The 21,911-nt window shown below is 71.3% G+C and carries 24 protein-coding genes and 1 pseudogene; 11 read left to right on the forward strand and 14 right to left on the reverse strand.

The window, feature by feature from the left end:
• Positions 1-5 precede the first annotated feature (5 nt).
• Genes L107_RS03620 through L107_RS03640 form a run of 5 tightly spaced genes read right to left on the reverse strand, consistent with a single transcriptional unit; the run spans position 6 to position 4,493 of the window.
• On the reverse strand, positions 6-1,394 hold the full coding sequence (locus L107_RS03620) for a protein phosphatase 2C domain-containing protein (RefSeq protein ID WP_236550494.1): 1,389 nt from the start codon (positions 1,392-1,394) through the stop codon (positions 6-8).
• A complete protein-coding gene (locus tag L107_RS03625) occupies positions 1,391-2,128 on the reverse strand; it encodes a VWA domain-containing protein (RefSeq protein ID WP_159816500.1) in 738 nt (245 codons plus the stop codon). Before L107_RS03625 ends, L107_RS03620 begins: the two co-directional genes overlap by 4 nt.
• 3 nt (positions 2,129-2,131) lie before the next feature.
• A complete protein-coding gene (locus L107_RS03630) occupies positions 2,132-3,487 on the reverse strand; it encodes a protein kinase (RefSeq protein ID WP_159816501.1) in 1,356 nt (451 codons plus the stop codon).
• Positions 3,484-4,212: an FHA domain-containing protein gene (locus L107_RS03635; RefSeq protein ID WP_159816502.1), complete on the reverse strand. Its 729-nt coding sequence runs from the start codon at positions 4,210-4,212 to the stop codon at positions 3,484-3,486. Before L107_RS03635 ends, L107_RS03630 begins: the two co-directional genes overlap by 4 nt.
• Positions 4,209-4,493: a hypothetical protein gene (locus L107_RS03640; RefSeq protein ID WP_159816503.1), complete on the reverse strand. Its 285-nt coding sequence runs from the start codon at positions 4,491-4,493 to the stop codon at positions 4,209-4,211. The genes L107_RS03635 and L107_RS03640 overlap by 4 nt, the downstream gene beginning before the upstream one ends.
• A gap of 59 nt (positions 4,494-4,552) precedes the next feature.
• Here L107_RS03640 and L107_RS03645 point away from each other — a divergent pair, with 59 nt between their 5' ends.
• Positions 4,553-6,895 carry a transglycosylase domain-containing protein gene (locus L107_RS03645; RefSeq protein WP_159816504.1) on the forward strand — a complete coding sequence of 781 codons (2,343 nt, stop codon included), beginning with the start codon at positions 4,553-4,555 and terminating at the stop codon, positions 6,893-6,895.
• A gap of 18 nt (positions 6,896-6,913) precedes the next feature.
• On the opposite strand, the gene L107_RS03650 is transcribed toward L107_RS03645, so the two are convergent.
• Genes L107_RS03650 through atpD form a run of 3 tightly spaced genes read right to left on the reverse strand, consistent with a single transcriptional unit; the run spans position 6,914 to position 9,936 of the window.
• On the reverse strand, positions 6,914-8,017 hold the full coding sequence (locus L107_RS03650) for a rhomboid family intramembrane serine protease (protein WP_159816505.1): 1,104 nt from the start codon (positions 8,015-8,017) through the stop codon (positions 6,914-6,916).
• A gap of 31 nt (positions 8,018-8,048) precedes the next feature.
• Positions 8,049-8,456 carry an ATP synthase F1 subunit epsilon gene (atpC, locus tag L107_RS03655; protein ID WP_159816506.1) on the reverse strand — a complete coding sequence of 136 codons (408 nt, stop codon included), beginning with the start codon at positions 8,454-8,456 and terminating at the stop codon, positions 8,049-8,051.
• Positions 8,457-8,469: 13 nt separating this feature from the next.
• Positions 8,470-9,936 (reverse strand): F0F1 ATP synthase subunit beta, encoded by a 1,467-nt coding sequence (gene atpD, locus L107_RS03660; protein WP_106220361.1) that lies wholly within the window; start codon positions 9,934-9,936, stop codon positions 8,470-8,472.
• Positions 9,937-10,183: 247 nt separating this feature from the next.
• Between atpD and groES the strand changes: the two genes are divergently transcribed.
• From groES to L107_RS16585, 7 genes and pseudogenes are all read left to right on the forward strand, one after another.
• Complete coding sequence (gene groES / locus L107_RS03665) at positions 10,184-10,495, forward strand: co-chaperone GroES (RefSeq protein ID WP_015110667.1); 312 nt, start codon at positions 10,184-10,186, stop codon at positions 10,493-10,495.
• A 53-nt stretch (positions 10,496-10,548) separates the two neighbouring features.
• A complete protein-coding gene (gene groL / locus L107_RS03670; protein WP_015110666.1) occupies positions 10,549-12,186 on the forward strand; it encodes a chaperonin GroEL in 1,638 nt (545 codons plus the stop codon).
• Positions 12,187-12,401: 215 nt separating this feature from the next.
• Positions 12,402-12,677, forward strand: coding sequence for a type II toxin-antitoxin system Phd/YefM family antitoxin (locus tag L107_RS03675; RefSeq protein WP_159816507.1), 276 nt, complete (start codon positions 12,402-12,404; stop codon positions 12,675-12,677).
• Positions 12,674-12,940 (forward strand): Txe/YoeB family addiction module toxin, encoded by a 267-nt coding sequence (locus L107_RS03680; RefSeq protein ID WP_159816508.1) that lies wholly within the window; start codon positions 12,674-12,676, stop codon positions 12,938-12,940. The genes L107_RS03675 and L107_RS03680 overlap by 4 nt, the downstream gene beginning before the upstream one ends.
• 3 nt (positions 12,941-12,943) lie before the next feature.
• Entirely contained in the window at positions 12,944-13,252 is a 309-nt protein-coding gene (locus L107_RS03685) for a hypothetical protein (protein ID WP_159816509.1), read from the forward strand.
• A 337-nt stretch (positions 13,253-13,589) separates the two neighbouring features.
• The gene (locus L107_RS16580) at positions 13,590-14,426 is read left to right on the forward strand and encodes a hypothetical protein (protein ID WP_236550495.1); all 837 of its coding nucleotides are present in this window, start codon (positions 13,590-13,592) and stop codon (positions 14,424-14,426) included.
• A 95-nt stretch (positions 14,427-14,521) separates the two neighbouring features.
• Positions 14,522-14,866: pseudogene (locus tag L107_RS16585) on the forward strand (DUF4070 domain-containing protein); the annotation flags it as partial.
• A gap of 84 nt (positions 14,867-14,950) precedes the next feature.
• On the opposite strand, the gene msrB reads toward L107_RS16585, so the two are convergent.
• From msrB to gpmI, 3 genes are read right to left on the reverse strand one after another with little or no spacing between them, the layout of a single operon-like run.
• Complete coding sequence (gene msrB, locus L107_RS03695; protein ID WP_159816510.1) at positions 14,951-15,454, reverse strand: peptide-methionine (R)-S-oxide reductase MsrB; 504 nt, start codon at positions 15,452-15,454, stop codon at positions 14,951-14,953.
• Positions 15,455-15,459: 5 nt separating this feature from the next.
• On the reverse strand, positions 15,460-15,690 hold the full coding sequence (gene secG, locus L107_RS03700) for a preprotein translocase subunit SecG (protein ID WP_015110663.1): 231 nt from the start codon (positions 15,688-15,690) through the stop codon (positions 15,460-15,462).
• Positions 15,691-15,721: 31 nt separating this feature from the next.
• On the reverse strand, positions 15,722-17,284 hold the full coding sequence (gene gpmI / locus L107_RS03705; protein WP_159816554.1) for a 2,3-bisphosphoglycerate-independent phosphoglycerate mutase: 1,563 nt from the start codon (positions 17,282-17,284) through the stop codon (positions 15,722-15,724).
• 199 nt (positions 17,285-17,483) lie between these two features.
• On the opposite strand from gpmI, the gene pyrR reads away from it, so the two are divergent.
• On the forward strand, positions 17,484-18,044 hold the full coding sequence (pyrR, locus tag L107_RS03710; protein ID WP_159816511.1) for a bifunctional pyr operon transcriptional regulator/uracil phosphoribosyltransferase PyrR: 561 nt from the start codon (positions 17,484-17,486) through the stop codon (positions 18,042-18,044).
• 33 nt (positions 18,045-18,077) lie between these two features.
• Here pyrR and L107_RS03715 read toward each other — a convergent pair whose 3' ends face one another.
• The 3 genes from L107_RS03715 to L107_RS03725 form a co-directional block, all read right to left on the reverse strand.
• A complete protein-coding gene (locus L107_RS03715) occupies positions 18,078-18,296 on the reverse strand; it encodes a ferredoxin-thioredoxin reductase variable chain (RefSeq protein WP_159816555.1) in 219 nt (72 codons plus the stop codon).
• 40 nt (positions 18,297-18,336) lie between these two features.
• Complete coding sequence (locus L107_RS03720; protein ID WP_106220356.1) at positions 18,337-19,164, reverse strand: hypothetical protein; 828 nt, start codon at positions 19,162-19,164, stop codon at positions 18,337-18,339.
• Positions 19,165-19,287: 123 nt separating this feature from the next.
• A complete protein-coding gene (locus L107_RS03725) occupies positions 19,288-20,841 on the reverse strand; it encodes an Hsp70 family protein (protein WP_159816512.1) in 1,554 nt (517 codons plus the stop codon).
• Between the two features lie 113 nt (positions 20,842-20,954).
• On the opposite strand from L107_RS03725, the gene L107_RS03730 reads away from it, so the two are divergent.
• Both L107_RS03730 and L107_RS03735 read left to right on the forward strand, forming a co-directional pair.
• Positions 20,955-21,182, forward strand: a complete 228-nt coding sequence (locus L107_RS03730; protein WP_015110657.1) for a DNA-directed RNA polymerase subunit omega — start codon at positions 20,955-20,957, stop codon at positions 21,180-21,182.
• Positions 21,183-21,201: 19 nt separating this feature from the next.
• A complete protein-coding gene (locus L107_RS03735) occupies positions 21,202-21,627 on the forward strand; it encodes a DUF1818 family protein (protein WP_159816513.1) in 426 nt (141 codons plus the stop codon).
• Positions 21,628-21,911: the final 284 nt, after the last annotated feature.

Consider the following 21,911-nt stretch of genomic DNA (forward strand, 5'->3'; position numbering starts at 1 on the left):
GGCGGTCAGGGGGTGGGGGCGGCCGGGGTGAGGGCCCACTGCCGGTCGAGGGCCTCCAGCAGGGCGGGGCAGGCACCGAGGGCCCGCACCGGTCGGTGGGGCCCGGGCCGCTGGGCGGGCTCCGGCCCCTGCATCGTCCCAGGCGGCAGCGCCGGGAGATCGGCGGCGATCAGGGCAGCGAGGGGATCGCCGGCGGCGGCGGCCTTCAGCGGGGCGGGATCCCGCCGGCCCTGGCGCAGGGCGACGAACAGCCCACGGCGGCGACGCAGCTCCAGGGGAATGGCGGCCGGCTGGCCGCAGAGCCGTGCCACTTCGCTGAGGGCGGCCCGCAGCCCCGGAGAGGTTGGCGCCGCGACCGGGGGTGCGGGGGTACGGGGCCAGTTCCAGGCCAGCCAGCCCCCGCCGACCCCGGCCAGGGCCAGGCCGATCGCCACCGCCCGGCCGATCGCCGGACGTCGCCGCCGGGGCGGGGGAGCCGGTGCGGGGGCCGGCGGGCCGGGGGCCGCCGAAGGAGCCAGGGGAGCCTCGGCGACGGGGGGGGACGCTGCGACGGGGGGCAGGGGTGGTGGCGGCCCGCCGTCCGAGCCCCGGACACGACCCACCGCCACGGTCACGTCATCGCCGCTGCCCTCGCGGCTGATCCGATCGAGCGCCGCGTCCAGGATGCCGGGCCCCTCCGGTTCGGCGGCGGCGTCGCCGCGGGCCAGCCAGGCCGCCAGGGTGAGGAAGTCGCCATCGGTGGCACAGGACTTGCGGATGCCGTCGGTGCAGAGCACCAGGGCGAACTCGCCGGCATCGCCATCGAGCGGATGCAGGCCTGCCCGGCGGGCGAACAGGGAGGCGGCCCGGGGCTGGCAGAGGCTGCAGGTGGCCTCGCCGAGGGCGGTGGGCTCGTTCTCCTCCTCCAGCAGCCGGGCCTGGCCGTCCGCCTCCACCCGCACCAGATCCCAGTCGCCCAGGCCGGTGTGGCCCCACCAGCTCGGGGTCATCACCACCAGGCCCAGGGTGCTGCCGTAGAGCAGGGCCTCGAAGCCGCCCTCCCCGGGGTCGCTCTGCCAGTGGGCCGCCACCGCCTCCAGCCAGCCCTGCTGGATCGCCTCCGGCAGCTCCCGCTCCAGCCAGCGGCGCCAGCCCTCCTCCCCCCCATCCAGGGGCCTGGTCGCCAGGGAGGCCTGCACCGCACCCAGGGCCGTGTCGCAGGCCAGGCGACTGCCCACCTCGCTGCGTCGGTAGCGGCGCCCGCCGTGGCCATCGGCCACCGCCATCACCATCACCGGCTGGCCCTCCAGGCCCCGCAGCTCGCGGCAGAGCACGGCGTCCTGGCAGGGGCGGCCGGCGCGGCGGTGGGCGGCCCCGGTCCGGCTGGCACCGATCGGCGCCACCCAGCGGTTCACCACACCACGGGACCGACGTCGTCGGTGGGATCGAGCACCGTGGGGGGCAGATCCGGCAGGGGGATGTTGCCCGCCGCGGGCTCCAGGGGCGTCTCGCTCACCCGGCTGGCGGGCATCGAGGCGGCCCCCACCACCGCCGTGGAGGCCCACTGGATGTACTGGGCCAGGGAGGTGGCGTTGCCCGCCTGCAGCGGACGGCGGGGGGATCGGCCCGCCGTCGCCGGCTCGCTGCCGATGAACCGCTGCAGCACCTCCAGGTCGGCGTCGTGGCCGAGGGCGATCGCCAGCCGCACCGCCTTCTGGGCCCAGGGCACCCGCAACAGGGCCTCGAGCCCACCGGCGAAGTCGTCGGTGGGCTGGCCGTCGGAGATCAGCACCAGCACCGGGGGCAGGGCGCGCACCTCCATCGGCGGGGTCTGCAGCGCCGCCGCCACCAGCTGCAGGGCGGCCCCCATCGCCGTGATGCCACCGGCCTGCAGATCCCGCCACTCCAGCTGATCCACCGGCGTGGGGGTCGCGATGTGCCAGGCGGCACGGTCGGCGAAGCTCACGGCCCGCACCAGCACCCGCGCCTCCGGGTTGTCGCGGGCCACCGCCGCCATGCCCGGCAGCGACTGGCGGATGGCCTGGTTGAGGGCCTGCATCTTGCCGGCGGCGGCCATGGAGCCGGAGCAGTCGCAGAGGTAGAGGAAATGGAGCGGCCGGTTGGCCAGCTTGACGTCGGGAAACGGCATCGCTCAGGCGGCGGGGGCTGGCGGGAGGGGGCGCTGCACGGCGATCGGACCGGCCGGGGTGAGGATCCGGCTGAGTGCCGCGAGGCTACAGCTCTCGCCAGGCCCCACCGGCCAGGTGCGGCCATCGGCGGCCTCGGCGCTCCAGGCGGCGGCCGACAGGTTGCACAGCCCCAGCCGACGGGGCTCCCGGGGATGGGCCACCACCCGGGCGAGCGGCCGGCGCAGATCCTCCCCGACCAGGGCATCGAAGTGGTGGGGGTGCAGCTCGTTGTCCGGGGCAGCCAGCAGCGGGCCCCGGGGCAGGGCCAGGGTGATCGGCTCCGGCAGGGGGCTGCCGCAGCTCCAGCACAGCGCCGGCGCGCCTGGGGCCTGGAAGTTCTCCTGGCCGCAGGCGGGGCAGAGCGTGCGTTGATCGAGGGTGCGGGCCAGCTCCTGCTTCCACTGGCCGGTGAGGGCCCGGCGCGAGGGCTGGGTCATGCCGCGGCAGAAGGTCTGCTCGAACAGGGCCTGGAGGGGGCGGGGGTAGATGGGCCAGGTGATCAGGGCCGCGGCGTGCTCGATCGGGTCGGGCCGGTTGCGGGAGTCCACCGGATCGAAGATGAACACCGGGTCCTCGCCGTAGAGCCGCCGGCGGGCCGGCTCGTCGAGGCAGCGGATCGCCAGCTCCATCTGGCCCTTGAGGGGATCGTGGCGGGTGAGCAGACGGAACAGCAGCACCGCCAGGGAGAAGAGGTCACTGTCGGCCCCGGGCCGGGCCTGCCCCAGCAGCACCTCGGGGGCCATGAAGCCCGGGGTGCCCAGCACGGCGCCCGGCTCGGCCCCGTCCACCGCGACGTTGTCGTTGTCGCAGATGAGGATGCCGCCGCTGGCGGGCTCCAGGAAGAGGTTGCCCAGCGAGACGTCCTTGTAGCAGAGGCCCGCCAGGTGCAGGGCGGGGAAGGCGTCGGCCAGACCGAAGCAGGCCCGCAGCACCTGGCGCAGGCCGATCGCCAGCCGGCCGGCGGCATGCTCGCTGGCGCCCACGTAGGCGGCGGGCCGCAGGGGCATCAGGTAGCCGAAGCTCTCCTCGCGGATGCGGATCATGGACCGGCTGGCGGGGCTGACCCGCAGCAGGGCGATCGGCCAGAGGAAGGCGTCGTTCGGCGCCGTCGCCCGGATGCTGGCCGCCAGGCGCCGCTCGAGGCCGCCGTCGCGGGCGATGCAGGCCGGCAGGTACCACTTCAGGGCCAGCCGCTCCCCCTCCAGCTCCACCTCATACACCTGGCCCTGGGTGCCGCCCCCGAGGCCGCGCACGATCCGCAGCGGGGCGGCCAGCCCCTCGAAGCCCAGGCTGGCCCCCTCCGGCAGGATCCAGGTCATGGCCGCCTCCCGGCCGGGACCGCCGCCGCCATCGCCCGGCGGATGCCGTTGCGGTGGGCCAGGGCCGTCGGCAGGCTGTCGAAGCGGTGCCGGTAGGCCAGGCCGTCCTGGAGCGTCACCTCCAGCAGGTGCTCCCAGCGGGAGCCCAGCACGATCCAGCCCGCCAGCGCCCCCGCCTGCAGCGGCCAGAACAGCCAGGGGAAAGGGAGGAGCAGCAGCCCGCCCAGACAGAGCAGCAGCCACCAGCTGAAGGCCTGGGGATGGCGCCGGCGGCTGCGCACGTAGGCCGAGCGGATCCGATCGAGCGGCAGGGAACGGCCGGCGAAATCCAGCTGGCCGGCCACCGCCGTCGGCACCGGAACCGGACGCCCGCGGGTGGCGGCGGCAGGGGCCGCGGGGGGGGCGCTGGGGGAGCCGGCGCGGAACTGGAGCACCGGCCCGTTCAGGCCCAGGCGGATCTCATCGCCGTCGGAGAGGGGCCGGCAGTCCTTCAGCCGGGCGCCCTCGAGCCAGGTGCCGTTGGCGCTGCCGGTGTCACAGAGCAGCCACTGGCCCGCCCGGGTGCGCGACATCCGCACCAGGGCATGGTGGCGGGAGACGCCCCGGGCCTCGGCGAGGCAGAGGCCACAGGCCGGATCGCGGCCGATGGAGAGGGGCGTGCGGGGATCCAGCGGCACACTCCGGCCGGCATCGTCCCGCAGCACCAGGCGGGGCAGGGCGCTCATGGCGGATCCTCCAGCGCACCGCCGCGGCGGCCGAGGCGGCGGTCGGCCAGGAACCGGCCCCACCAGCCCACCGGCTCCCCCTCCCGGAAGGGGACGATCCGCCCGGGGGAGAGGAGCGCCGAGGTGGCCAGGGCCAGGGCCACCAGCAGCAGGAGCAGCAGCACCCAGCCGGGGATCGCCCCCACCCAGGTGGCGGCGAAGCTGGCCCGCAGCGCATACACCCCGATGGTCAGGGCGGTCCAGATGCGGAAGGGTGCCCATGGATCCCGCCGTTGCTCCACCTGGCCGGCCGCTCCGATCGCTGCGGGTAGCGTATGGGAGCAAGGCGGACGGGCCGGGGATGGGGGGGACGACGGAGCAGGCGTCGGCTGGTGCCTCCACCCCAGCCAGCACCGCAGCCAGCACCGCAGCCAGCGCCGCCCCTGGCACCGCACCCGCCACCTCCGGGGACACCGGGTCGTCCGGCCCCCGCTCCGGACCCGGCGGCTGGGCCAGCCTCTGGCGGGCCCTGAGAGCCCCCTCGGCGGGCGGCCGCCGCCGGGACCTGGCGGGGGCCCTGGGGGGGCTGAGGCACCATGACGCCTGGCTGGAGCTCTGGATCGGCGGTCAGTGCCGCCGGCGGCTGGCGCTGGAGGGGGGCCGCTACCGCATCGGCCGGGACCCCCTCTGCGAGCTGCAGGCCGAGGCCACCGGCGTCAGCCGGGTGCACGTGATCGTGGAGCAGGAACGGCCCGGCGATCGGGACTACGTGGGCGAGGACTTCGGCTCCGCCAACGGCCTGTTCCACCGGGATCGCCGCATCCGCACCATCCGGCTGCGGGACGGGGACCGGCTCCAGCTCGGCTCGCCGCTGAAGGGGGAGGCGCCCACCCTGGTGTATCGCCATCCCCGCAGCCCCCTGGGGCAGCTGGTGCACTGGGGGGCCATCGGCGCCCTGGTGGGCTCGGGCGTCGCCCTGGGGGGCCTGCTGCTGGCCACCACCGTCGCCGGCGGCTCCGCGATCCGCTCGGTGAGCGGACCGGTGAAGGTGTTCTCCACCGACGGCCGCCAGATCGATGCGGCCGAGGGCTCCTCGACCGCCCTGCCGACCCTGGCCGACTACCCCCTGCACCTGCGCCAGGCCCTGATCGCCTCGGAGGATTCGCGCTTCGGCTGGAACAGCGGCATCGACCTGTTCGGCACCCTGCGCTCCCTGGTGCAGGGCACCGGCGGCGGCAGCGGCCTCACCCAGCAGGTGGCCCGGATGGTCTACCCGGCGGTGGGCACCGACGTGTCGGTGGCCCGCAAGCTGCGGGAGCTGTGGGTGGCCTGGCAGCTGGAGGCGGGCTTCAGCAAGAACCGCATCCTCAAGATGTACCTCGACCGGGCCTACCTGGGGCTGGGGGCGGAGGGCTTCGAGCAGGCGGCCCAGCTCTACTTCCGCAAATCAGCCAGCGACCTCGACGTGGCCGAATCGGCGTTCCTGGTGGGCCTGCTGCCCAGCCCCAACAGCTACAGCCCCTGCAACCGGGAGAACCCCACCTGGGGCCGGGAGCGCCGCGACCTGGTGCTGGGGCGGATGCACGCCGAGGGCTACCTCTCCGACCAGGCGCTGATCGACGCCCGCCGCCGGCCGCTCAACATCGACCCCTCCGCCTGCCGGGAATCCACCTATTCCAGCTACCCCTTCTTCAGCGACTACGTGATCGGCGAGCTGGAGGGTCGGCGCTTCGCCCTCGACCTGAGCAGCCCGGAGGCCCGGGGCAACTACGCGGTGATCAGCAGCATCGATCCGCGCCTGCAGGCCATCGCCCAGAAGCAGCTGAAGGCGTTCCTCGAGGGGCCGGGGGCGAGGGCCGGGCTCACCCAGGGCGCCCTGATCTCGATCGACTACGCCACCGGCGCGATCCTGGCCTACGTCGGCGGCGGCGACTACAGCCGCTCCAGCTTCGATCGGGTGCAGGCCCTGCGCCAGCCCGGATCCACCTTCAAGCTGTTCGCCTTCCTGGCGGCCCTGGAGGCCGGAGCGAAGCCCGGCGATGCCGTCTCCTGCGCCCCCCTCTCCTATGTGGCCGGCTGCCGGGGCGGGGGTGGCAGCACCAGCGTGGCGGCGGGCTTCGCCAGCTCCGAGAACGTGGTGGCCCTGCGCCTGGCCCAGCAGGCCGGCCTGAACAAGGTGGTGGCCAAGGCCCGCCAGCTCGGCATCAGCACCCCCATGGAGGAGAGCTTCTCGATGGTGCTGGGCGGCAAGGAGACCTTCCTCTACGAGCTGGCCGAGGCCTATGCGGTGGTGGCCAACGGCGGCCGCTCGGTGCCCCTGCACGGCGTGACGCGCATCTACGACCTGGGCATCTGCGGCTCGGTGCGCTCCCTGGCCACCTGTCCGCCCACCGGCGTCACCACCCCGATCGGCGAGAAGCCCCAGCAGCTGATCGATCCGGCGGTGGCCGCCGAGATGGATGCCCTGCTGCGAGGGGTGGTGAGCAACGGCACCGGCCGGGCCGCCGGGGTGGTGGCCGATGCCCGCGGCAAGACCGGCACCACCGACAACGGCGTCGATGTGCTGTTCGTGGGCTACTCCCCCTCCAGCCGCATCCTCACCGGCATCTGGATGGGCAACGACGACAACCGCCCCGCCGAGGCCGCCTCCGGGGCGCTGGTGGCCCAGCTCTGGGGGCAGTACATGCGCGCCCTGGCGGGCTGAAGGACGCCGAGCAGGCCCTCAGCCCAGCCAGCCCAGGCTCCGGCCCAGTTCCTGGGCGCGGGTCACCAGGGCCCAGGCGACGCCGGCCAGGGTACCCCAGCACCAGGGGCTGCTGAGCAGCCGGGCGAGGGGGGGGCTGGTGTCCTGGGGATCGCGGCGGGGCAGCTGCCAGCCCAGCTGCAGGGCCCCGTACACCACCAGCAGCACCCAGGCCGGGAAGTCGACCTCACCGACCGGGAAGGGATGCACCTTCCAGTGCAGCAGGCTGAGGCTGCAGGCCAGGGCGATGAGGGCGGCGATGGGCCCGGAGGCGCCGTCCCATTGCCGCAGCACCCGGGCCCGGCGGGCCACCAGCACCGCCGGCGCCGTGGTGGCCAGGGCGGTGAGCGCGAAGCGCAGCAGCAGGGAGGAGAGCGGCAGCGGCGTGCCGCCCAGCACGATCACCAGCATCCCCAGGTTGAGCAGGGCCTCGCCGTTGGCGGCGTGGATCCAGGGGGCGGTGATCCAGCACCAGGCGCGGTGGGGGTCACCGGTGGCCTCCAGGGTCAGGGGCCAGCGGCGGCGCAGGCCCTTGAGGGGGCCCAGGGCCAGGGCCTGGATCAGGGCCAGGGCCACCACCAGCACCGGACCGCTGCCCCAGCCCCAGGGATCGAAGAACCACGTCTCCAGCTCGCCGCCGGCCCAGAACAGCACCGGGGCCGACGCGGCGGCCAGGGCCAGGCCGGGGCCGAGGGGGCGCAGGGCCTCGAGCCGGCCCAGGGGAAAGGGAAGGGCGGCGGCCGGAGAACCGGCACCAGCCGCGGCGGAGGCGGACCTGGAGGGGGCCACACCGGAGCTGGCCTCGATCAGGTCGAGCAGTTCGGCCAGCACACCGGGCGCATAGATCCCGGCCAAGTGGCTGCTGAGGGAGGCGACGGCGCTGCGCTGGGGACCACCCTGGAGCTGCAGCACCCGCTGCAGCAGGGGCTGGGTGGCCAGGTCCCGCAAGGGACCACGCAGGGTTTCTTCCGCCCCGAGGGCGTCGATCAGTCGGTTGGCCAGGGCCTGGGGGTTGTCCAGGCTGACGGAACCGGTGGCGATCCACTCCCGCAGCTGCAGACCCAGCTCCCGACCCTTGCCCATGGCCGCGGCGTCCCTGTCCGCAGGGGCGCGATCAGGCGCCCGTGCTGGCCTGGAGACGGGCGCGGGCGCGGGCCAGGGCCTGCTGGGCCTTCACCTTCTCGGGGCTGGGCTCGGAGCCTTCCAGCGCAGCGGCGGCCTGCTGGGCCGCCTCGTATTGGCTCTGGGCAGCGGCCGCATCGATGCTGCTGCCCAGCTCGGCGCCATTGACGAGCACGGTGACCTCATTGGCCACCACCTCGGCGAAGCCGCCCATCAGGGCGATCGACTGCCAGTTGGCACCCTCCCGCACCCGCAGCACACCGCTGTCGAGGGCGGTGAGCATGGAGACGTGGCCGGTGAGGATGCCGAGCTGGCCGGTGGTGCCGGGCAGGATCACTTCGTCGGCGGTGCCGTCGAAGACGCTCTGATCGGGGGCGAGGACGCGCAGGGTGAGGGTCATGGGGTTTCCCGGATCAGGACTTGGCGTCGGCGAGGATCTTGGCAGCCTTGGCCTTCACCTGATCGATGTTGCCCACCAGGTAGAAGGCGGCTTCCGGCAGGTCGTCGAGTTCACCGGCGAGGATCATGTTGAAGCCCTTGATGGTGTCTTCGAGCTTCACGTACTCACCGGACTGGCCGGTGAAGATCTCGGCCACGAAGAACGGCTGGGAGAGGAACTTCTCGATCTTGCGGGCCCGGTCCACGGTGCGGCGGTCGTCCTCGGAGAGTTCGTCCAGACCCAGGATCGCGATGATGTCCTGCAGTTCCTTGTAGCGCTGCAGGGTGGACTGGACGGCCCGGGCGGTGCGGTAGTGCTCGTCGCCCACGACGGCGGGCTGGAGCATGGTGCTGGTGGAATCGAGGGGATCCACCGCCGGGTAGATGCCCTTGGAGGCCAGACCGCGGCTCAGCACGGTGGTGGCGTCGAGGTGGGCGAAGGTGGTGGCGGGCGCCGGGTCGGTGAGGTCGTCGGCGGGGACGTAGACGGCCTGAATCGAGGTGATCGAACCCTCCAGGGTGGAGGTGATGCGCTCCTGCAGCTCACCCACGTCGGTGCCGAGGGTGGGCTGGTAGCCCACGGCCGAGGGCATGCGTCCCAGCAGGGCGCTCACTTCGGAGCCGGCCTGCACGAAGCGGAAGATGTTGTCGATGAACAGCAGCACGTCCTGCTTGTTCACGTCACGGAAGTGCTCGGCCATGGTGAGCGCCGACAGGCCCACGCGCATGCGGGCGCCGGGGGGCTCGTTCATCTGGCCGTAGCAAAGGGCCACCTTCGATTTGGAGAGGTCGTCGGCGTTGATCACGCCCGACTCCTTGAACTCCTCGTAGAGGTCATTGCCTTCGCGGGTGCGCTCACCCACGCCGCCAAACACCGAAACGCCGCCGTGCTCCTTGGCGATGTTGTTGATCAGCTCCTGGATCAGCACGGTCTTGCCGACACCGGCGCCACCGAACAGACCGACCTTGCCGCCCTGGCGGTAGGGGGCCAGCAGATCGATCACCTTGATGCCGGTCTCGAAGACCCGGGGCTTGGTCTCCAGCTCGGTGAGCTTGGGGGCCTGGCGGTGGATCGGGGCGGTCATGGTGCTGGTGACCGGACCCTGCTCGTCGACGGGCTCACCGAGGACGTTGAAGATGCGGCCCAGGGTGGCCTCACCCACGGGGACGGAGATGGGGGCGCCGGTGTCGAGGGCGCTCATGCCGCGCACCAGGCCGTCGGTGCTGCTCATGGCCACGGCGCGGACCCGGTGGTCGCCCAGCAGCTGCTGCACCTCGGCGGTGAGGGCCACCTGCTGGCCGGCGGAGTTGGTGCCCTCGATCCGGAGGGCGTTGAAGATCTTGGGCAGCTTGCCCGCAGGAAATTCCACGTCAAGGACCGGGCCGATCACCTGGCGCACGGTGCCTTTGGTACCAGGGACGGCGGGAGCGGCAGCAGCCATAGGTAAGGAAGGAAGGAGGGGTGCCAGCGGGATCCTGCACCCGTCTGAAGCGGCGCAACCTTACCACCGCAGGGGGCCTGACGGTCTGGGGTTCGGTCACCCGCACAGCCCGGGGATGGCGTCAGAGCCGGGGCGCCACCTAGGTTGGCAGTCGAAGGGCGCGAGTGCTAACTCGCCCCATCCCAGCGACGCGCCGGCCCCGGTCGTCATCCGTCGCTGCCTTCGCGTCCATCCATCGCGTCAATTCATGGCTGCCGTTTCTCTCAGCGTCTCCACGGTCAAACCCCTCGGAGATCGCGTCTTCATCAAGGTGTCCGAATCGGAGGAGAAAACCGCCGGTGGCATCCTTCTGCCCGACACCGCCAAGGAAAAGCCCCAGGTGGGCGAAGTGGTCCAGATCGGCCCCGGTAAGCGCAACGACGACGGCTCCCGTCAGGCCCCTGAAGTGGGCGTCGGCGACAAGGTGCTTTACAGCAAGTACGCCGGCACCGACATCAAGCTCGGCACCGACGAGTACGTGCTCCTGTCCGAGAAGGACATCCTGGCCGTCGTCAACTGATCTGACGGCGTGTCCGTCGGCATCACCCATAACCAAGCAATCTCTTTTCTTCCATGGCCAAACGCATCATCTATAACGAGCAAGCCCGCCGGGCGCTCGAAAGGGGCATCGACATCCTCGCCGAAGCCGTTGCCGTCACCCTGGGTCCCAAGGGCCGCAACGTGGTGCTGGAGAAGAAATTCGGCGCTCCCCAGATCATCAACGACGGCGTCACGATCGCCAAGGAGATCGAGCTGGAGGATCACATCGAGAACACCGGTGTGGCCCTGATCCGCCAGGCCGCCAGCAAGACCAACGACGCCGCCGGTGACGGCACCACCACCGCCACCGTCCTGGCCCACGCCATGGTCAAGGCGGGTCTGCGCAACGTGGCCGCCGGCGCCAACGCCATCACCCTCAAGAAGGGCATCGACAAGGCCACCGAGTTCCTCGTCGGCAAGATCGAGGAGCATGCCAAGCCGATCTCCGATTCCAACGCCATTGCCCAGGTGGGCACCATCTCCGCCGGCAACGACGAAGAGGTGGGCCGCATGATCGCGGACGCCATGGACAAGGTGGGCAAGGAGGGCGTGATCTCCCTCGAGGAAGGCAAGTCGATGACCACCGAACTGGAGGTCACCGAAGGCATGCGCTTCGACAAGGGCTACATCTCGCCCTACTTCGCCACCGACACCGAGCGGATGGAAGCGGTGCTCGACGAGCCCTACATCCTGCTCACCGACAAGAAGATCGGCCTGGTGCAGGACCTGGTGCCCGTGCTCGAGCAGATCGCCCGCACCGGCAAGCCCCTGCTGATCATCGCTGAGGACATCGAGAAGGAAGCCCTCGCCACCCTGGTGGTGAACCGTCTGCGTGGCGTCCTGAACGTCGCCGCCGTCAAGGCTCCCGGCTTCGGTGACCGCCGCAAGGCCATGCTCGAGGACATCGCCGTTCTCACCAACGGTCAGCTGATCACCGAGGACGCCGGCCTCAAGCTGGAGAACACCAAGCTGGAGATGCTGGGCACCGCCCGCCGCATCACCATCAACAAGGACACCACCACCATCGTCGCCGAAGGCAACGAGGCGGCGGTCAAGGCCCGCTGCGAGCAGATCCGCAAGCAGATGGACGAAACCGACTCCTCCTACGACAAGGAGAAGCTGCAGGAGCGTCTGGCCAAGCTGAGCGGCGGTGTGGCCGTGGTCAAGGTGGGCGCTGCCACCGAGACCGAGATGAAGGACAAGAAGCTGCGCCTGGAAGATGCCATCAACGCCACCAAGGCGGCCGTTGAGGAAGGCATCGTCCCCGGCGGTGGCACCACCCTGGCCCACCTGGCCCCGGCCCTCGAGGAGTGGGCGGCTGCCAATCTCTCCGGCGAGGAGCTGATCGGCGCCACCATCGTGGCCTCGTCCCTCACCGCCCCGCTCAAGCGGATCGCTGAGAACGCCGGCGTCAACGGCGCCGTCGTCGCCGAGCACGTGCGCAACAAGCCCTTCAACGAGGGCTACAACGCCGCCACTGGCGAATACGTCGACATGCTGGCCGCCGGCATCGTTGACCCCGCCAAGGTGACACGCTCCGGCCTGCAGAACGCCGCCTCGATCGCCGGCATGGTGCTCACCACCGAGTGCATCGTCGCCGACCTGCCCGAGAAGAAGGAAGCGGCTCCCGCCGGTGGCGGCGGCGGCATGGGCGGCGACTTCGACTACTGATCGCCAAGGCGGTCAGCTCGGATCACCGGTCCTTCGCTTTCAGTTCCAAGCGCCCCTGCGGGGGCGCTTTTTTTGGCGCTGCCAGGCCATTGATCTTTCGCATGAACGGCCCAGACTCATCGTCTGCTCAGCGCTGATTCGCCAGTCGCTCGAGCGGCAGCTGGATGACGTCACCGGATCGCCACTAACATGCACAGACATCCTGTACGACTCCCGTGGCCATCGAGACCACCTACACCGCTGCCCGCGACCAGCTCAAGGCCCTGATGGACAAGGTGGTGGACGATCGCGAGGTGGTGCTGGTCCGGCGCCGTCAAGGCGGTGACGTGGCCATGGTGGCGGCCGAGGAGCTGGAGGGGCTTCTGGAAACCGCCCATCTGCTGCGCTCCCCCCGCAATGCCACCCGCCTGCTCAAGGCCCTGGAGCGCGCCCAGAGCGACAGCCTTCCCCCGCTGCGCCTCGCGGATCTCGAGGCGCAGCTGGAGGCATGAGTCCCCAGCGGGAGGCGGTATGCCATCCGGAGTTTCTGGAGGACCTGCAGCATTGGATCGAAACCGACCGGCGCACGGCCCGCCGCCTGCTGGAGTTGATGAAAGCTGTGCTGCGCGATCCCTTCTGCGGCATCGGCAAACCGGAGCCTCTCAAATACCTCGGCGCAGGCATCTGGTCGCGGCGGATCACCCAGGAGCACCGCTGTGTCTATCTCGCCAAAGCTGACAGTGTGGAGTTCCTCCAGGGTCGCTACCACTACTAGCCCATGAGTTCCCAGTACGCCCTGATCGCCGAGCCGTGGCCGGAGCTCCTGGGAGTGGCCGTGCGTGTGGAGTGGATCGACAACGACGACAGCCAGTTGCAGCGGCCCTTGGGGGAGCCATCCCTCTCCCAGCTGATCAATGCCTCCGATTTCCGCCTGCTCGTTGGGCCCCAGCTGCTAAGCCGCTTCAAACTGCTCAAGGGCCTCGGCAACGAGGCCGTTCATCGAGCCCAAGCCATACCCCGCAAGAGTGCAGAACTGGCGGCGGTGGAGGTCCTGGTCTCGCCGGGAGGCCTACAGCCCATGGCATAGGGAGTGGCCCCAAAGACCATTGCTGCTTTATGCCGGGGAAGTCCGCACTTTGATGTCAGAGATGCAACAAGAGTAATCAGCATTATCGCAGCGGAATGCAGTTGAACTGCATCAAAGTCCATGGCTGTCTATCACAGCTGCCGCCTGCACATTCATTCGCTGGCTACGTTAAAAGCAAACTCCGGCTGCGTTGTCCGGATGCCATTGCAGCGTTGCCACCGAACTGATGAACGCCCTTCTCCTCCATCCCCACTTCCCGTAAACGTTCTGGCCGTTCGACCGGCTCCTGGAGATGGCCGGCGTGGAGGCGTTCATCCCGCCGCTGGGCATCCTCACGGTGGCCGCCCTGCTGCCGACCGAAGGGCAGCTGCGCTTCCACGACAGAAACGTCGCCGAGGAGCCGGAGGACGACGGGCCGTGGTGCGACCTCGTGATCGTCTCGGCGCTGATGGTGCAGCGCGAAGACTTTCACCATCTGATCCGCAAGGCGGTGGCGATGGGCAAGAAGGTGGCGGTCGGTGGCCCCTATCCCACCTCTGTGCCGGGGCATGCGCTGGAATCCGGCGCCCACTCCCTGATCCTGGATGGGGGGGAACTCACGGTGCCCGCCTTCCTGGCGGCCCTTGAGACTGGAGCCGGCAACGGGATGTTCCAGGCCAGCGAGAAGCCGGACGTCAGCCTCAGCCCCAGGCCCCGCTTCGATCTGCTGCAGCGGGATGCCTACCTGATGATGGCGGTGCAGTCCCCCGCGGCTGCCCGTTCAACTGCGAGTTCTGCGGCATCATCAGCCTCTACGGCTAAGCCGCGCACCAAGGAAAACCACCAGATCCTGGCGGAACTGCAGACCCTCCATGACTTGGGCTGGCGGGGCTCCATCTGCATGGTGGATGACAACTTCATCGGCAATCAGCACAACGTCAAACGTCTGCTGAACGACCTGATTCCCTGGATGCGTGAGCATCGCTGCCCGTTCAACCTCCTCACCGAAGCCTCGGTGGATCTGGTGGCCGAACAGCCCCAGCTTCTCGAAAAATGGCCCAGGCCGGCTTCTTCGGCGTCTTCCTCAGCATCGAGACGCCCGACCAGGACAGTCTGGAGCTCACCCGCAAGCAGCAGAACACCCGCCATCCCCTTACGGAGGCCTGCCGCAAGAGCAACGCGGCGGGAGTCGTGATCCACCCCGGTTTCCTTCCCGGCTTCGACGGGGAACGATCAGGGGCCGGAGAGCGCATCGAGGCGTTCGTCGCCGAGACGGCCATACCCCAGCCGATGCTGGGCATCCTGCAGGCTCTGCCCAACACGGCGCTCTGGACCCGGCTGGAGCCGGAGGGACGGCTGCTGCCGCAGGCCGATGGCGGCTGCGGCGACCGGAACACCCTGATGAATGTCCTGCCCTCCCGCCCGGCCCGGGACATCGGCCGCGAGTACGTGCAGGCCCTCTGGCGGATGTACGAGCCCGCCACCTCTCTGGAGCGCTGCCTGCGCCACTGCCACGCCATCACCCCCAATCGCCACGGCTCCCAGCAGAGGCACGTGCCTCCAGGCCGGGCGGTGCGGCTGCTGGCCCTGCTGGTCGGGAAGCAGGGAGTGCGACGCCCAGAACTGCGCGGCCCGTTCTGGCGCCAGCTGGGGCAGATGGCACGGCAGCAACCGCGCCTGCTGGCCGTCTACCGCGGCCTCAGGGCCGCCGCAGATGGCTCAGCCGCCCGGCACGAAGGCCAGGGCCACGCCGTTGTTGCAGTAACGCTTGCCGGTGGGTTTGGGGCCGTCGTTGAACACATGGCCCTGGTGGCCGCCGCAGCGGCGGCAGTGGTACTCCGTGCGCGGCAGGATCAGCTTGAAGTCGGTCTTCGTGGCCACCGCGTTGGGCAGGGGCTGCCAGAAGCTGGGCCAGCCGGTACCGGAGTCGAACTTGGCCTTGGAGCTGAACAGGGGCAGGCGGCACCCGGCGCAGACGTAGGTGCCACTGCGCTTTTCGTTGTTGAGCGGGCTGCTGAAGGGGCGCTCGGTGCCCTCATCGCGCAGCACCGCATAGGCCGCCGGACTGAGGCGTTTCCGCCATTGCGCCGGACTCAGCTGCCAGGCCGGATCGGTGGCCTTGGCGGCCGCCAGGGCCCGGCCGGCCGGCAGGAAAGGCAGCAGCCCCGCCAGGGGCGCCCCCAGCCGGGCCACCAGCCCGGAAAGAAAGTGACGGCGCTCCATCGGGATCAGCCCAGCCAGCCGGCGCTCAGCACCACGGCCAGCCCCAGGAACAGGGAGAGCAGGGTCCAGGTTATGCGGTTGAGGGTGTTCTCGGCGCTGCGGGCGCTGCTGAACATCGAGCCGCCGCTGGAGGCCAGGCCCCCCATGCCATCCCCCTTGGGGCTGTGGAGCAGCACGCTCACGATCAGCAGCGCGCCGCTGAGCATCCAGAGCGAGGAGACGATGTTCTTGACCATGGGGCCAGCCTAGCCGCCGCAGCCCGCCGCCTCAGGCGCCGAGGGTCTGGGGGATGCGGGCGGCGGGGACGGAGGCGGGCACCACCAGGGAGGTGCCGGTCATGCGGGCGGGCTTGGGCAGGCCCAGGATCTCCAGCAGGGTCGGGGCGATGTCGGCCAGGCCGCCATGCTCCCGCAGGCTGACGTCGTTGCCGTGGCCCGGCAGCTTGCGCTTCTCCCCCTCCACCAGGATCACCGGCACGGGGTTGGTGGTGTGGGCGGTCCAGGGGAGGCCATCGGGGCCCTGCATCACCTCGGCGTTGCCATGGTCGGCGGTGATCAGCAGGCTGCCGCCCATGCGGGTGGTGGCCTCCACCAGCCGCCCCACGCAGCGGTCGACCGTGGCGATGGCTTCGGTGGCGGCCTCCATCTGGCCGGTGTGGCCCACCATGTCCGGGTTGGCGTAGTTGATCACCACCAGGGAATAGATCCCCTTGCCGATGGCGGCGATGCAGCTGTCGGTGAGCTTCTCGGCCGACATCGCCGGCGCCTGGTCGTAGGTGGCCACCCGGGGGGAGGGCACCAGGTGACGGTCTTCACCGGGGAAGGCCTGCTCAATGCCGCCGTTCATGAAGTACGTGACGTGCGGGTACTTCTCGGTCTCGGCGGTGCGGAACTGGCGCAGGCCGTGCTCGGAGACCACCTGGCCGAGCAGGCCGTCGAGGGATTCGGGCGGGAAGGCCACCCGCACCGGCAGGCCCTGCTCGTACTGGGTGAAGGTGACCACGTGGAGAGGGCCAAGCCACTCGCGGGGGAAGCCGTCGAACTCCGGCAGGACCAGGGAACGGATGATCTGGCGCACCCGGTCGGGGCGGAAGTTGAAGCAGACCAGGCCATCACCGCTCTCCAGCAGCCCTTCGCTGAGCCGCACCGGCTCGAGGAATTCATCGGTGATGCCGGCGGCATAGGAGCCCTGCAGCACCTCCTCCGGCGTGAAGGGGCAGATCTCGGACGGCTCGGTCAGCAGCCGGTAGGCCTTCTGGGTCCGCTCCCAGCGCTGGTCGCGGTCCATGGCCCAGTAGCGGCCGCAGAGGGTGGCGATGCGGCCGACGCCGGCCTCCTCGATCATGGCCTGGATCCGGGCCAGGAACCCGGGGCCACCGTGGGGAGCCGAGTCGCGGCCATCGGTGACCACATGGATCAGCACGTCGGTGAGGCCGCGGCCGGCGGCCCAGCGCAGCAGACCGCCCAGGTGGTCGACATGGCTGTGGACGCCGCCGTCGGAGCAGAGGCCGATCAGGTGCAGGGGGCGGCCGCTGGCCAGCAGGGTGTCACCCAGTTCGTTGAGGGCCTGGTTGTCTGTGATCGAGCCGCTGCGCACCGCCTGGCCGATCCGCACCAGCTCCTGGCGGATGATCCGACCGGAGCCGATGGTGAGGTGCCCCACCTCCGAGTTGCCCATCTGGTGATCCGGCAGGCCCACGGCGGCGCCGCTGGCTTCGATCAGGGTGTGGGGATAGGCATGCCAGAGGGCATCCATCACCGGGGTGTCCGCTTTCCTCACGGCGTTGTGGTCGGCCTCCGGGCTGTATCCCCAGCCATCGAGGATGGCCAGAACAAGGGGAGCGACGGGGGCAGCCGTCTCGCAGGGGACGCGTTCGCCGGTGCCGCCGGCGGACTGCTTCTGGGAGGGAGCTGCTTTCACCAGCGAGAAAATCTGCACGTTTCAACGCCACGCCAACCTACAGCCCCCCTTCAAGATCACCTTCTTCCGGCGTGGATGCGTCAGGCTTTGGTTACACGCCATACGCTTTGTGGCCAGAACTCAGGCCGGATCGGGTGCCTCCGACCGGCTGGAACTGCTCTCCGCCCAGGACCTGGGACGCACCCTCGACAGGCTCGCCTCCCAGGTGCTGGAGGCGGTGGCCGACAGCCGGGACCTCGTGCTGCTGGGCATCCCCACCCGCGGTGTGGCCCTGGCCCGGGTGCTGGCCGGGCGGCTGGAGGCGATCTGCGGCCACCCGATCGCCCACGGCAGCCTCGACCCCACCTTCCACCGTGACGACCTGGAGCGGGTGGGCACCCGGCTGGTGGAGGCCACCCAGCTGCCGGTGCCGGTGGACGGGCGCCAGGTGGTGCTCGTCGATGACGTCATCTTCACCGGCCGCACGGTGCGGGCCGCCCTGGAGGCCCTGCAGGGCTGGGGCCGGCCCCGCCGCGTGGGGCTGCTGGTGATGGTCGACCGGGGGCACCGGGAACTGCCGATCCAGCCGGACTTCTGCGGCCGGGTGGTGCCCACCGCCCGCCACGAGACGATCCAGCTGTGCCTCCAGGCCATCGATGGCGAGGAGGGGGTCTACCTGCTGCGGGACTGACTTCTGCGGGAGAGGGGCGACCCCACCGCGCCCTCAGACGGCGGCGAGCTCGTCCTCGCGGAAATGGGCCCGGAACTTGCCGAAGGCCACCACCACGGGCAGGGTCGGGCTGATGGGGCGTCCCTTCCAGTCGTTCAGCACATTGAACACTTCGCCCTGCTGCCCTTCCATATCAAAGGCTTCACCCCGATGCTGGGGGTGGTTGTAGACGACCACACTGCGGCACACCCTGACCTGATCACCTGGCTGCATGTCCACCGGGACGCTCTGCGCGGCCATCCTGTCATGGGGCTCAGCGCTGGCAGGCGCTCTCCGGCCCGGCCTCCACCACCCGTCCGCCCAGCTCCTTGCAGGCCTCCTGGAAGGCCTGCCACTCGTCCATGCCGGCGGCGATGCGGCGCTGCACCAGGCCATCCAGCTTCTCCCCGGACACCGTGTGGGGCAGGGAACCGTGGCTGTCGTGCTCCCGGTCCTTGCCCTGGAGCTGGTCGAGGCCCTTCTTGACCTCCTGGCGCAGGGGCTCGCTCTGCTGGCGCCACCAGGGATGGTCGATGCGGTTGAGGCTGTCGAGGGCCTCCCACCAGCGCTTCTGCTTCACCAGCAGCGTCGCCCGCTCCAGCTGGGAGCGGTTGCGGTTCCAGATGGCCTGCAGGTCGTCGCCCATGGCGCTGCCGTCGTCCTTGCGCTCCTCCCCCAGGGGGGCCAGGGCCGCCAGGGCACCCTGCAGATCCCCGGCCTGGAAGCGGGTGCGGGCCAGGGTCCGCAGCTGGCGCTGCCAGCGCGCCAGCCGCTCGCGGTCGGAGGGGGTGCCGGCCCGGGAATTGATCACCTGGCGCTGCAGCCGCAGGGCCTCACCCCACTCCTCCTGCCCCCAGAGCTGGTCGGCCTTGGCCCGCAGACAGCGGCCCCGATCGAAGGGGGTGCGGCCGGGCAGCCAGCTGAGGGCCGCCAGCTGCTCGCTGTAGCGGAGGCAGTCGTCGAGCCGGCCGCTGGTGGACGCCTGCTCCAGGCGCACGGGCAGCTGGCGCTCCCACCAGTAGCCCAGGCCGATGGCGGCGGCGACCGAACCCAGGGTGATGGCCAGCCAGAAGCGCGGGAGTCTGTGCCGGCGGAGGGCCAAGGGGGGAGAAACAGCGCGGTTCTCCACCGTTGTATGCAACGGCGGCGACCGGCGCCCGGTCGCGGGGGCAGCCTGGTCGGCGTCCACCCCCGGCGGCGGCCAACGGCCCGGTCCCCGGGGCGCTCAGCGCACCGGACCCAGGGGGCGCGGCTCGCTCCGGCCGCCGTCGGCGGCGGCCTCCAGGTCGTCCCAGGCCACCAGGAGCCGGGCCTGGGCATCGATGGAGAAGCGCAGCCGCAGCCGGTCGACGCCGCGCTGACCGGGGGAGGCCAGGGGGATGGTGAGCGGCGAGGCGGACCAGGGCCGCACCGGGGCCGCCCCCGCCGGCCGCTCCCGCAGCACCGGCAGCCCCGCCTCGAAGACCACTTCGGCCCGCTCCTCGGGCAGGGGCTCCCCCAGGACCAGCTCCAGCTCCTCCTGGCCGTCCTGGCTGCAGGCCAGCACCAGCTCCAGGGGCTGCTCCGTGGGCCAGCTCTGGCCGGCCACGAACAGGGGATGCCAGCGGTGGGCACCGCTGCGCCGGTCCCAGCAGCGCAGGGAGACGCCCCGGGCCAGCACGTCGCGGACACGGACCCCGGGCGTGAGGGCCAGGGCCCCCAGCGCCACGGCCTCCACCGGCCGCTCGCCCCGCAGGGGCACGCCGGGGCAGCGGACCTCCAGCCAGCGCCGGATCAGGGGGATCCGGCTGCTGCCCCCCACCGGCAGCACGGCGTCGATGTCCCCCAGCCCCAGCCCCTCCCGGCGGGCGGCCGCCAGGACCGCCTCCAGCAGGCCGTCGAGCAGCTGCGGCAGCCCCCGTTCCTCCAGCAGCCGCTCGAAGGCGGGCCGGGTCAGGGTGAGCTCGCGGAAGGAACCGGCTGACGGCTGGATCTGGCGGGCCTCGGGGGCCTCGCTGAGCTGGCACTTGATCCGCTCGGCGAGCTGGAGCAGGGCGCCGTCGACGGGTCCCTCCGGGCAGAGGTGGGCCGCGATCCAGCGATCGATGTCCCGCCCGCCCAGGGCCACCCCCGCCTTGCCGATCACCCGGGCGCAGCGCAGGCTCTGGCCGCTGCGGGTCAGGTCCCGGCCGGCGAAGCGCAGCAGCTGGGCGATCGGCGCCGCCCGCCCCTCGCCGCCCTCCAGGGCCACCAGGGAGAGGTCGATCGTGCCGCCACCCATGTCCACCACCAGCACCCGGCTGCCGGGGGGCAGGCCGGCGCCGATGGCGGCGGCGGTGGGCTCGTCCACCAGCGCCAGCTCGGGCACCGCCAGGTCGCGGCTGGCCCGCTCCAGCCAGGCCCTGTAGCCGCGGTAGGTCTCGATCGGGGCGGTGAGCACCAGCCGCTCCGGCACCAGCCCCGCCGGCAGGGCCCGCCACAGGCCCTCGAGCAGCAGGGAACCGGCCCGCTCGGCACTGAGCCAGCCCGGCTGCGGAGCGGACGCCGGCCCGCCGATCCGGCGCTTGAAGTCCCGGCACAGGCCGGGGTGATCGCCATCGGCCAGGGCAGCCTCGAGCACCTGCCGGCCGATCAGGGGCCGTTCGGCGTCGGGAGCCTCCAGCCACAGCAGGCTGGGCACCACGCAGGGGTCACCACAGCTGTAGGGCGGCAGGGGCAGCAGACCGGGGGGCCCCTGGCGGTCCTGCCAGGCCACCACGGTGGTGCTGCTGCCCAGGTCGATGGCGAGGGTTCCGCTCATGGCGAGGGTTCCGCCCATGGGTCAATGGCTGGCTCCCCTTCTAGGCCGGTGCCGGCAGGAAAGGGCGGGCCGATGGGCTGATCTAGGGTGTTGAGACTGATGATCAGGCCAGCATGCCGAGCAGCGAACTCAACGCCAAGGAACTGGCCCAGCGGGGGGAGAGCCTGATCCGTCACTCCTCCAACCGTTACCTGACCACCGTTCGCATCGCTTTTCGGGCCAAGCAGCGTCGCTTCGACGATTTCGACGGCCTGCTCGACGACTCGATGATCAAGCCGGTCCAGCGGGCCATCATCGAACTCAGCGACGAGCAGGACCAGCCCGACCTGCTGCCCGGCTGAGAGTCCGCGCCACGCCGCCGTGGACGTCTGCGAGGGCCCGGGCTGGCGGCTGGTGGTGGATCCCGCCCGCGCTCCCTTCATCGCCCTGATCGGGGGTGATGGCTGGGCCAGTGAACTGACCGCCGCCGAACTGAGCGCCCTGCAGGTGGCCGCCGCGCGGCTCACCGCCCAGCACCGGGCCATGGCCGACGTGCTCCTGGCGGAGGAGGCCGTGGCCATGGAGGTGGAGCTGCCGATCGGGGACTCCGGTGCCGGCGACGCCGGATCCCTGTGGCTGGGCCTGGAGGGTGACCGGCACCACTGGACGTTGCAGCTGGTGCTCACCGCCGCCCCCGGTGGCCGGAGCATTGAGGGGGGCTGGGGGGCCGCCGCCAGTGAGGCGTTCAGCGCCGCGCTGGAGCGCCTGAGACCCGCTGAGCCAGGGGGTGGGGATCAGGATTGGTGATCGTTGGCGGATTCCCCAGCCGGCCCCCCGGTTTTGCACCGTTTCTCCCCAGGCCGGCGGCGATCGCCGCTGGCCAGAGGCCCCGGATGGGGAGAAGCTGCCGGCGGCGCCGCCGCCGCTTGACAGGGGAAGGCAACCATTCCTGAACGGCCGGAGTGGCCCCGGAGAAGCCCCGAAGCCCCTGCGGTGGCTGATGTCTCAGGCTGGGACGGGGGGTGCCGGGCCGCCGGCGGCGGCGTTTGACGTGGCCCCTCGGGTGTGGAGAACTGGCTCACGCTCTGCCC

This window comes from Cyanobium sp. Copco_Reservoir_LC18, assembly GCF_009834675.1.
Lineage (GTDB): Bacteria > Cyanobacteriota > Cyanobacteriia > PCC-6307 > Cyanobiaceae > Cyanobium > Cyanobium minutissimum.

What these genes read in the sequence shown, in the direction of transcription:
- L107_RS03625 (WP_159816500.1), bottom strand. Translation starts at nt 2,128, where the DNA reads ATGCCGTTTCCCGACGTCAAGCTGGCCAACCGGCCGCTCCATTTCCTC.
- L107_RS03630 (WP_159816501.1), bottom strand. Translation starts at nt 3,487, where the DNA reads ATGACCTGGATCCTGCCGGAGGGGGCCAGCCTGGGCTTCGAGGGGCTG.
- L107_RS03635 (WP_159816502.1), bottom strand. Translation starts at nt 4,212, where the DNA reads ATGAGCGCCCTGCCCCGCCTGGTGCTGCGGGACGATGCCGGCCGGAGT.
- L107_RS03645 (WP_159816504.1), top strand. Translation starts at nt 4,553, where the DNA reads ATGGGGGGGACGACGGAGCAGGCGTCGGCTGGTGCCTCCACCCCAGCC.
- L107_RS03650 (WP_159816505.1), bottom strand. Translation starts at nt 8,017, where the DNA reads ATGGGCAAGGGTCGGGAGCTGGGTCTGCAGCTGCGGGAGTGGATCGCC.
- atpC (WP_159816506.1), bottom strand. Translation starts at nt 8,456, where the DNA reads ATGACCCTCACCCTGCGCGTCCTCGCCCCCGATCAGAGCGTCTTCGAC.
- atpD (WP_106220361.1), bottom strand. Translation starts at nt 9,936, where the DNA reads ATGGCTGCTGCCGCTCCCGCCGTCCCTGGTACCAAAGGCACCGTGCGC.
- groES (WP_015110667.1), top strand. Translation starts at nt 10,184, where the DNA reads ATGGCTGCCGTTTCTCTCAGCGTCTCCACGGTCAAACCCCTCGGAGAT.
- groL (WP_015110666.1), top strand. Translation starts at nt 10,549, where the DNA reads ATGGCCAAACGCATCATCTATAACGAGCAAGCCCGCCGGGCGCTCGAA.
- L107_RS03680 (WP_159816508.1), top strand. Translation starts at nt 12,674, where the DNA reads ATGAGTCCCCAGCGGGAGGCGGTATGCCATCCGGAGTTTCTGGAGGAC.
- L107_RS03685 (WP_159816509.1), top strand. Translation starts at nt 12,944, where the DNA reads ATGAGTTCCCAGTACGCCCTGATCGCCGAGCCGTGGCCGGAGCTCCTG.
- msrB (WP_159816510.1), bottom strand. Translation starts at nt 15,454, where the DNA reads ATGGAGCGCCGTCACTTTCTTTCCGGGCTGGTGGCCCGGCTGGGGGCG.
- secG (WP_015110663.1), bottom strand. Translation starts at nt 15,690, where the DNA reads ATGGTCAAGAACATCGTCTCCTCGCTCTGGATGCTCAGCGGCGCGCTG.
- L107_RS03715 (WP_159816555.1), bottom strand. Translation starts at nt 18,296, where the DNA reads ATGCAGCCAGGTGATCAGGTCAGGGTGTGCCGCAGTGTGGTCGTCTAC.
- L107_RS03725 (WP_159816512.1), bottom strand. Translation starts at nt 20,841, where the DNA reads ATGAGCGGAACCCTCGCCATCGACCTGGGCAGCAGCACCACCGTGGTG.
- L107_RS03730 (WP_015110657.1), top strand. Translation starts at nt 20,955, where the DNA reads ATGCCGAGCAGCGAACTCAACGCCAAGGAACTGGCCCAGCGGGGGGAG.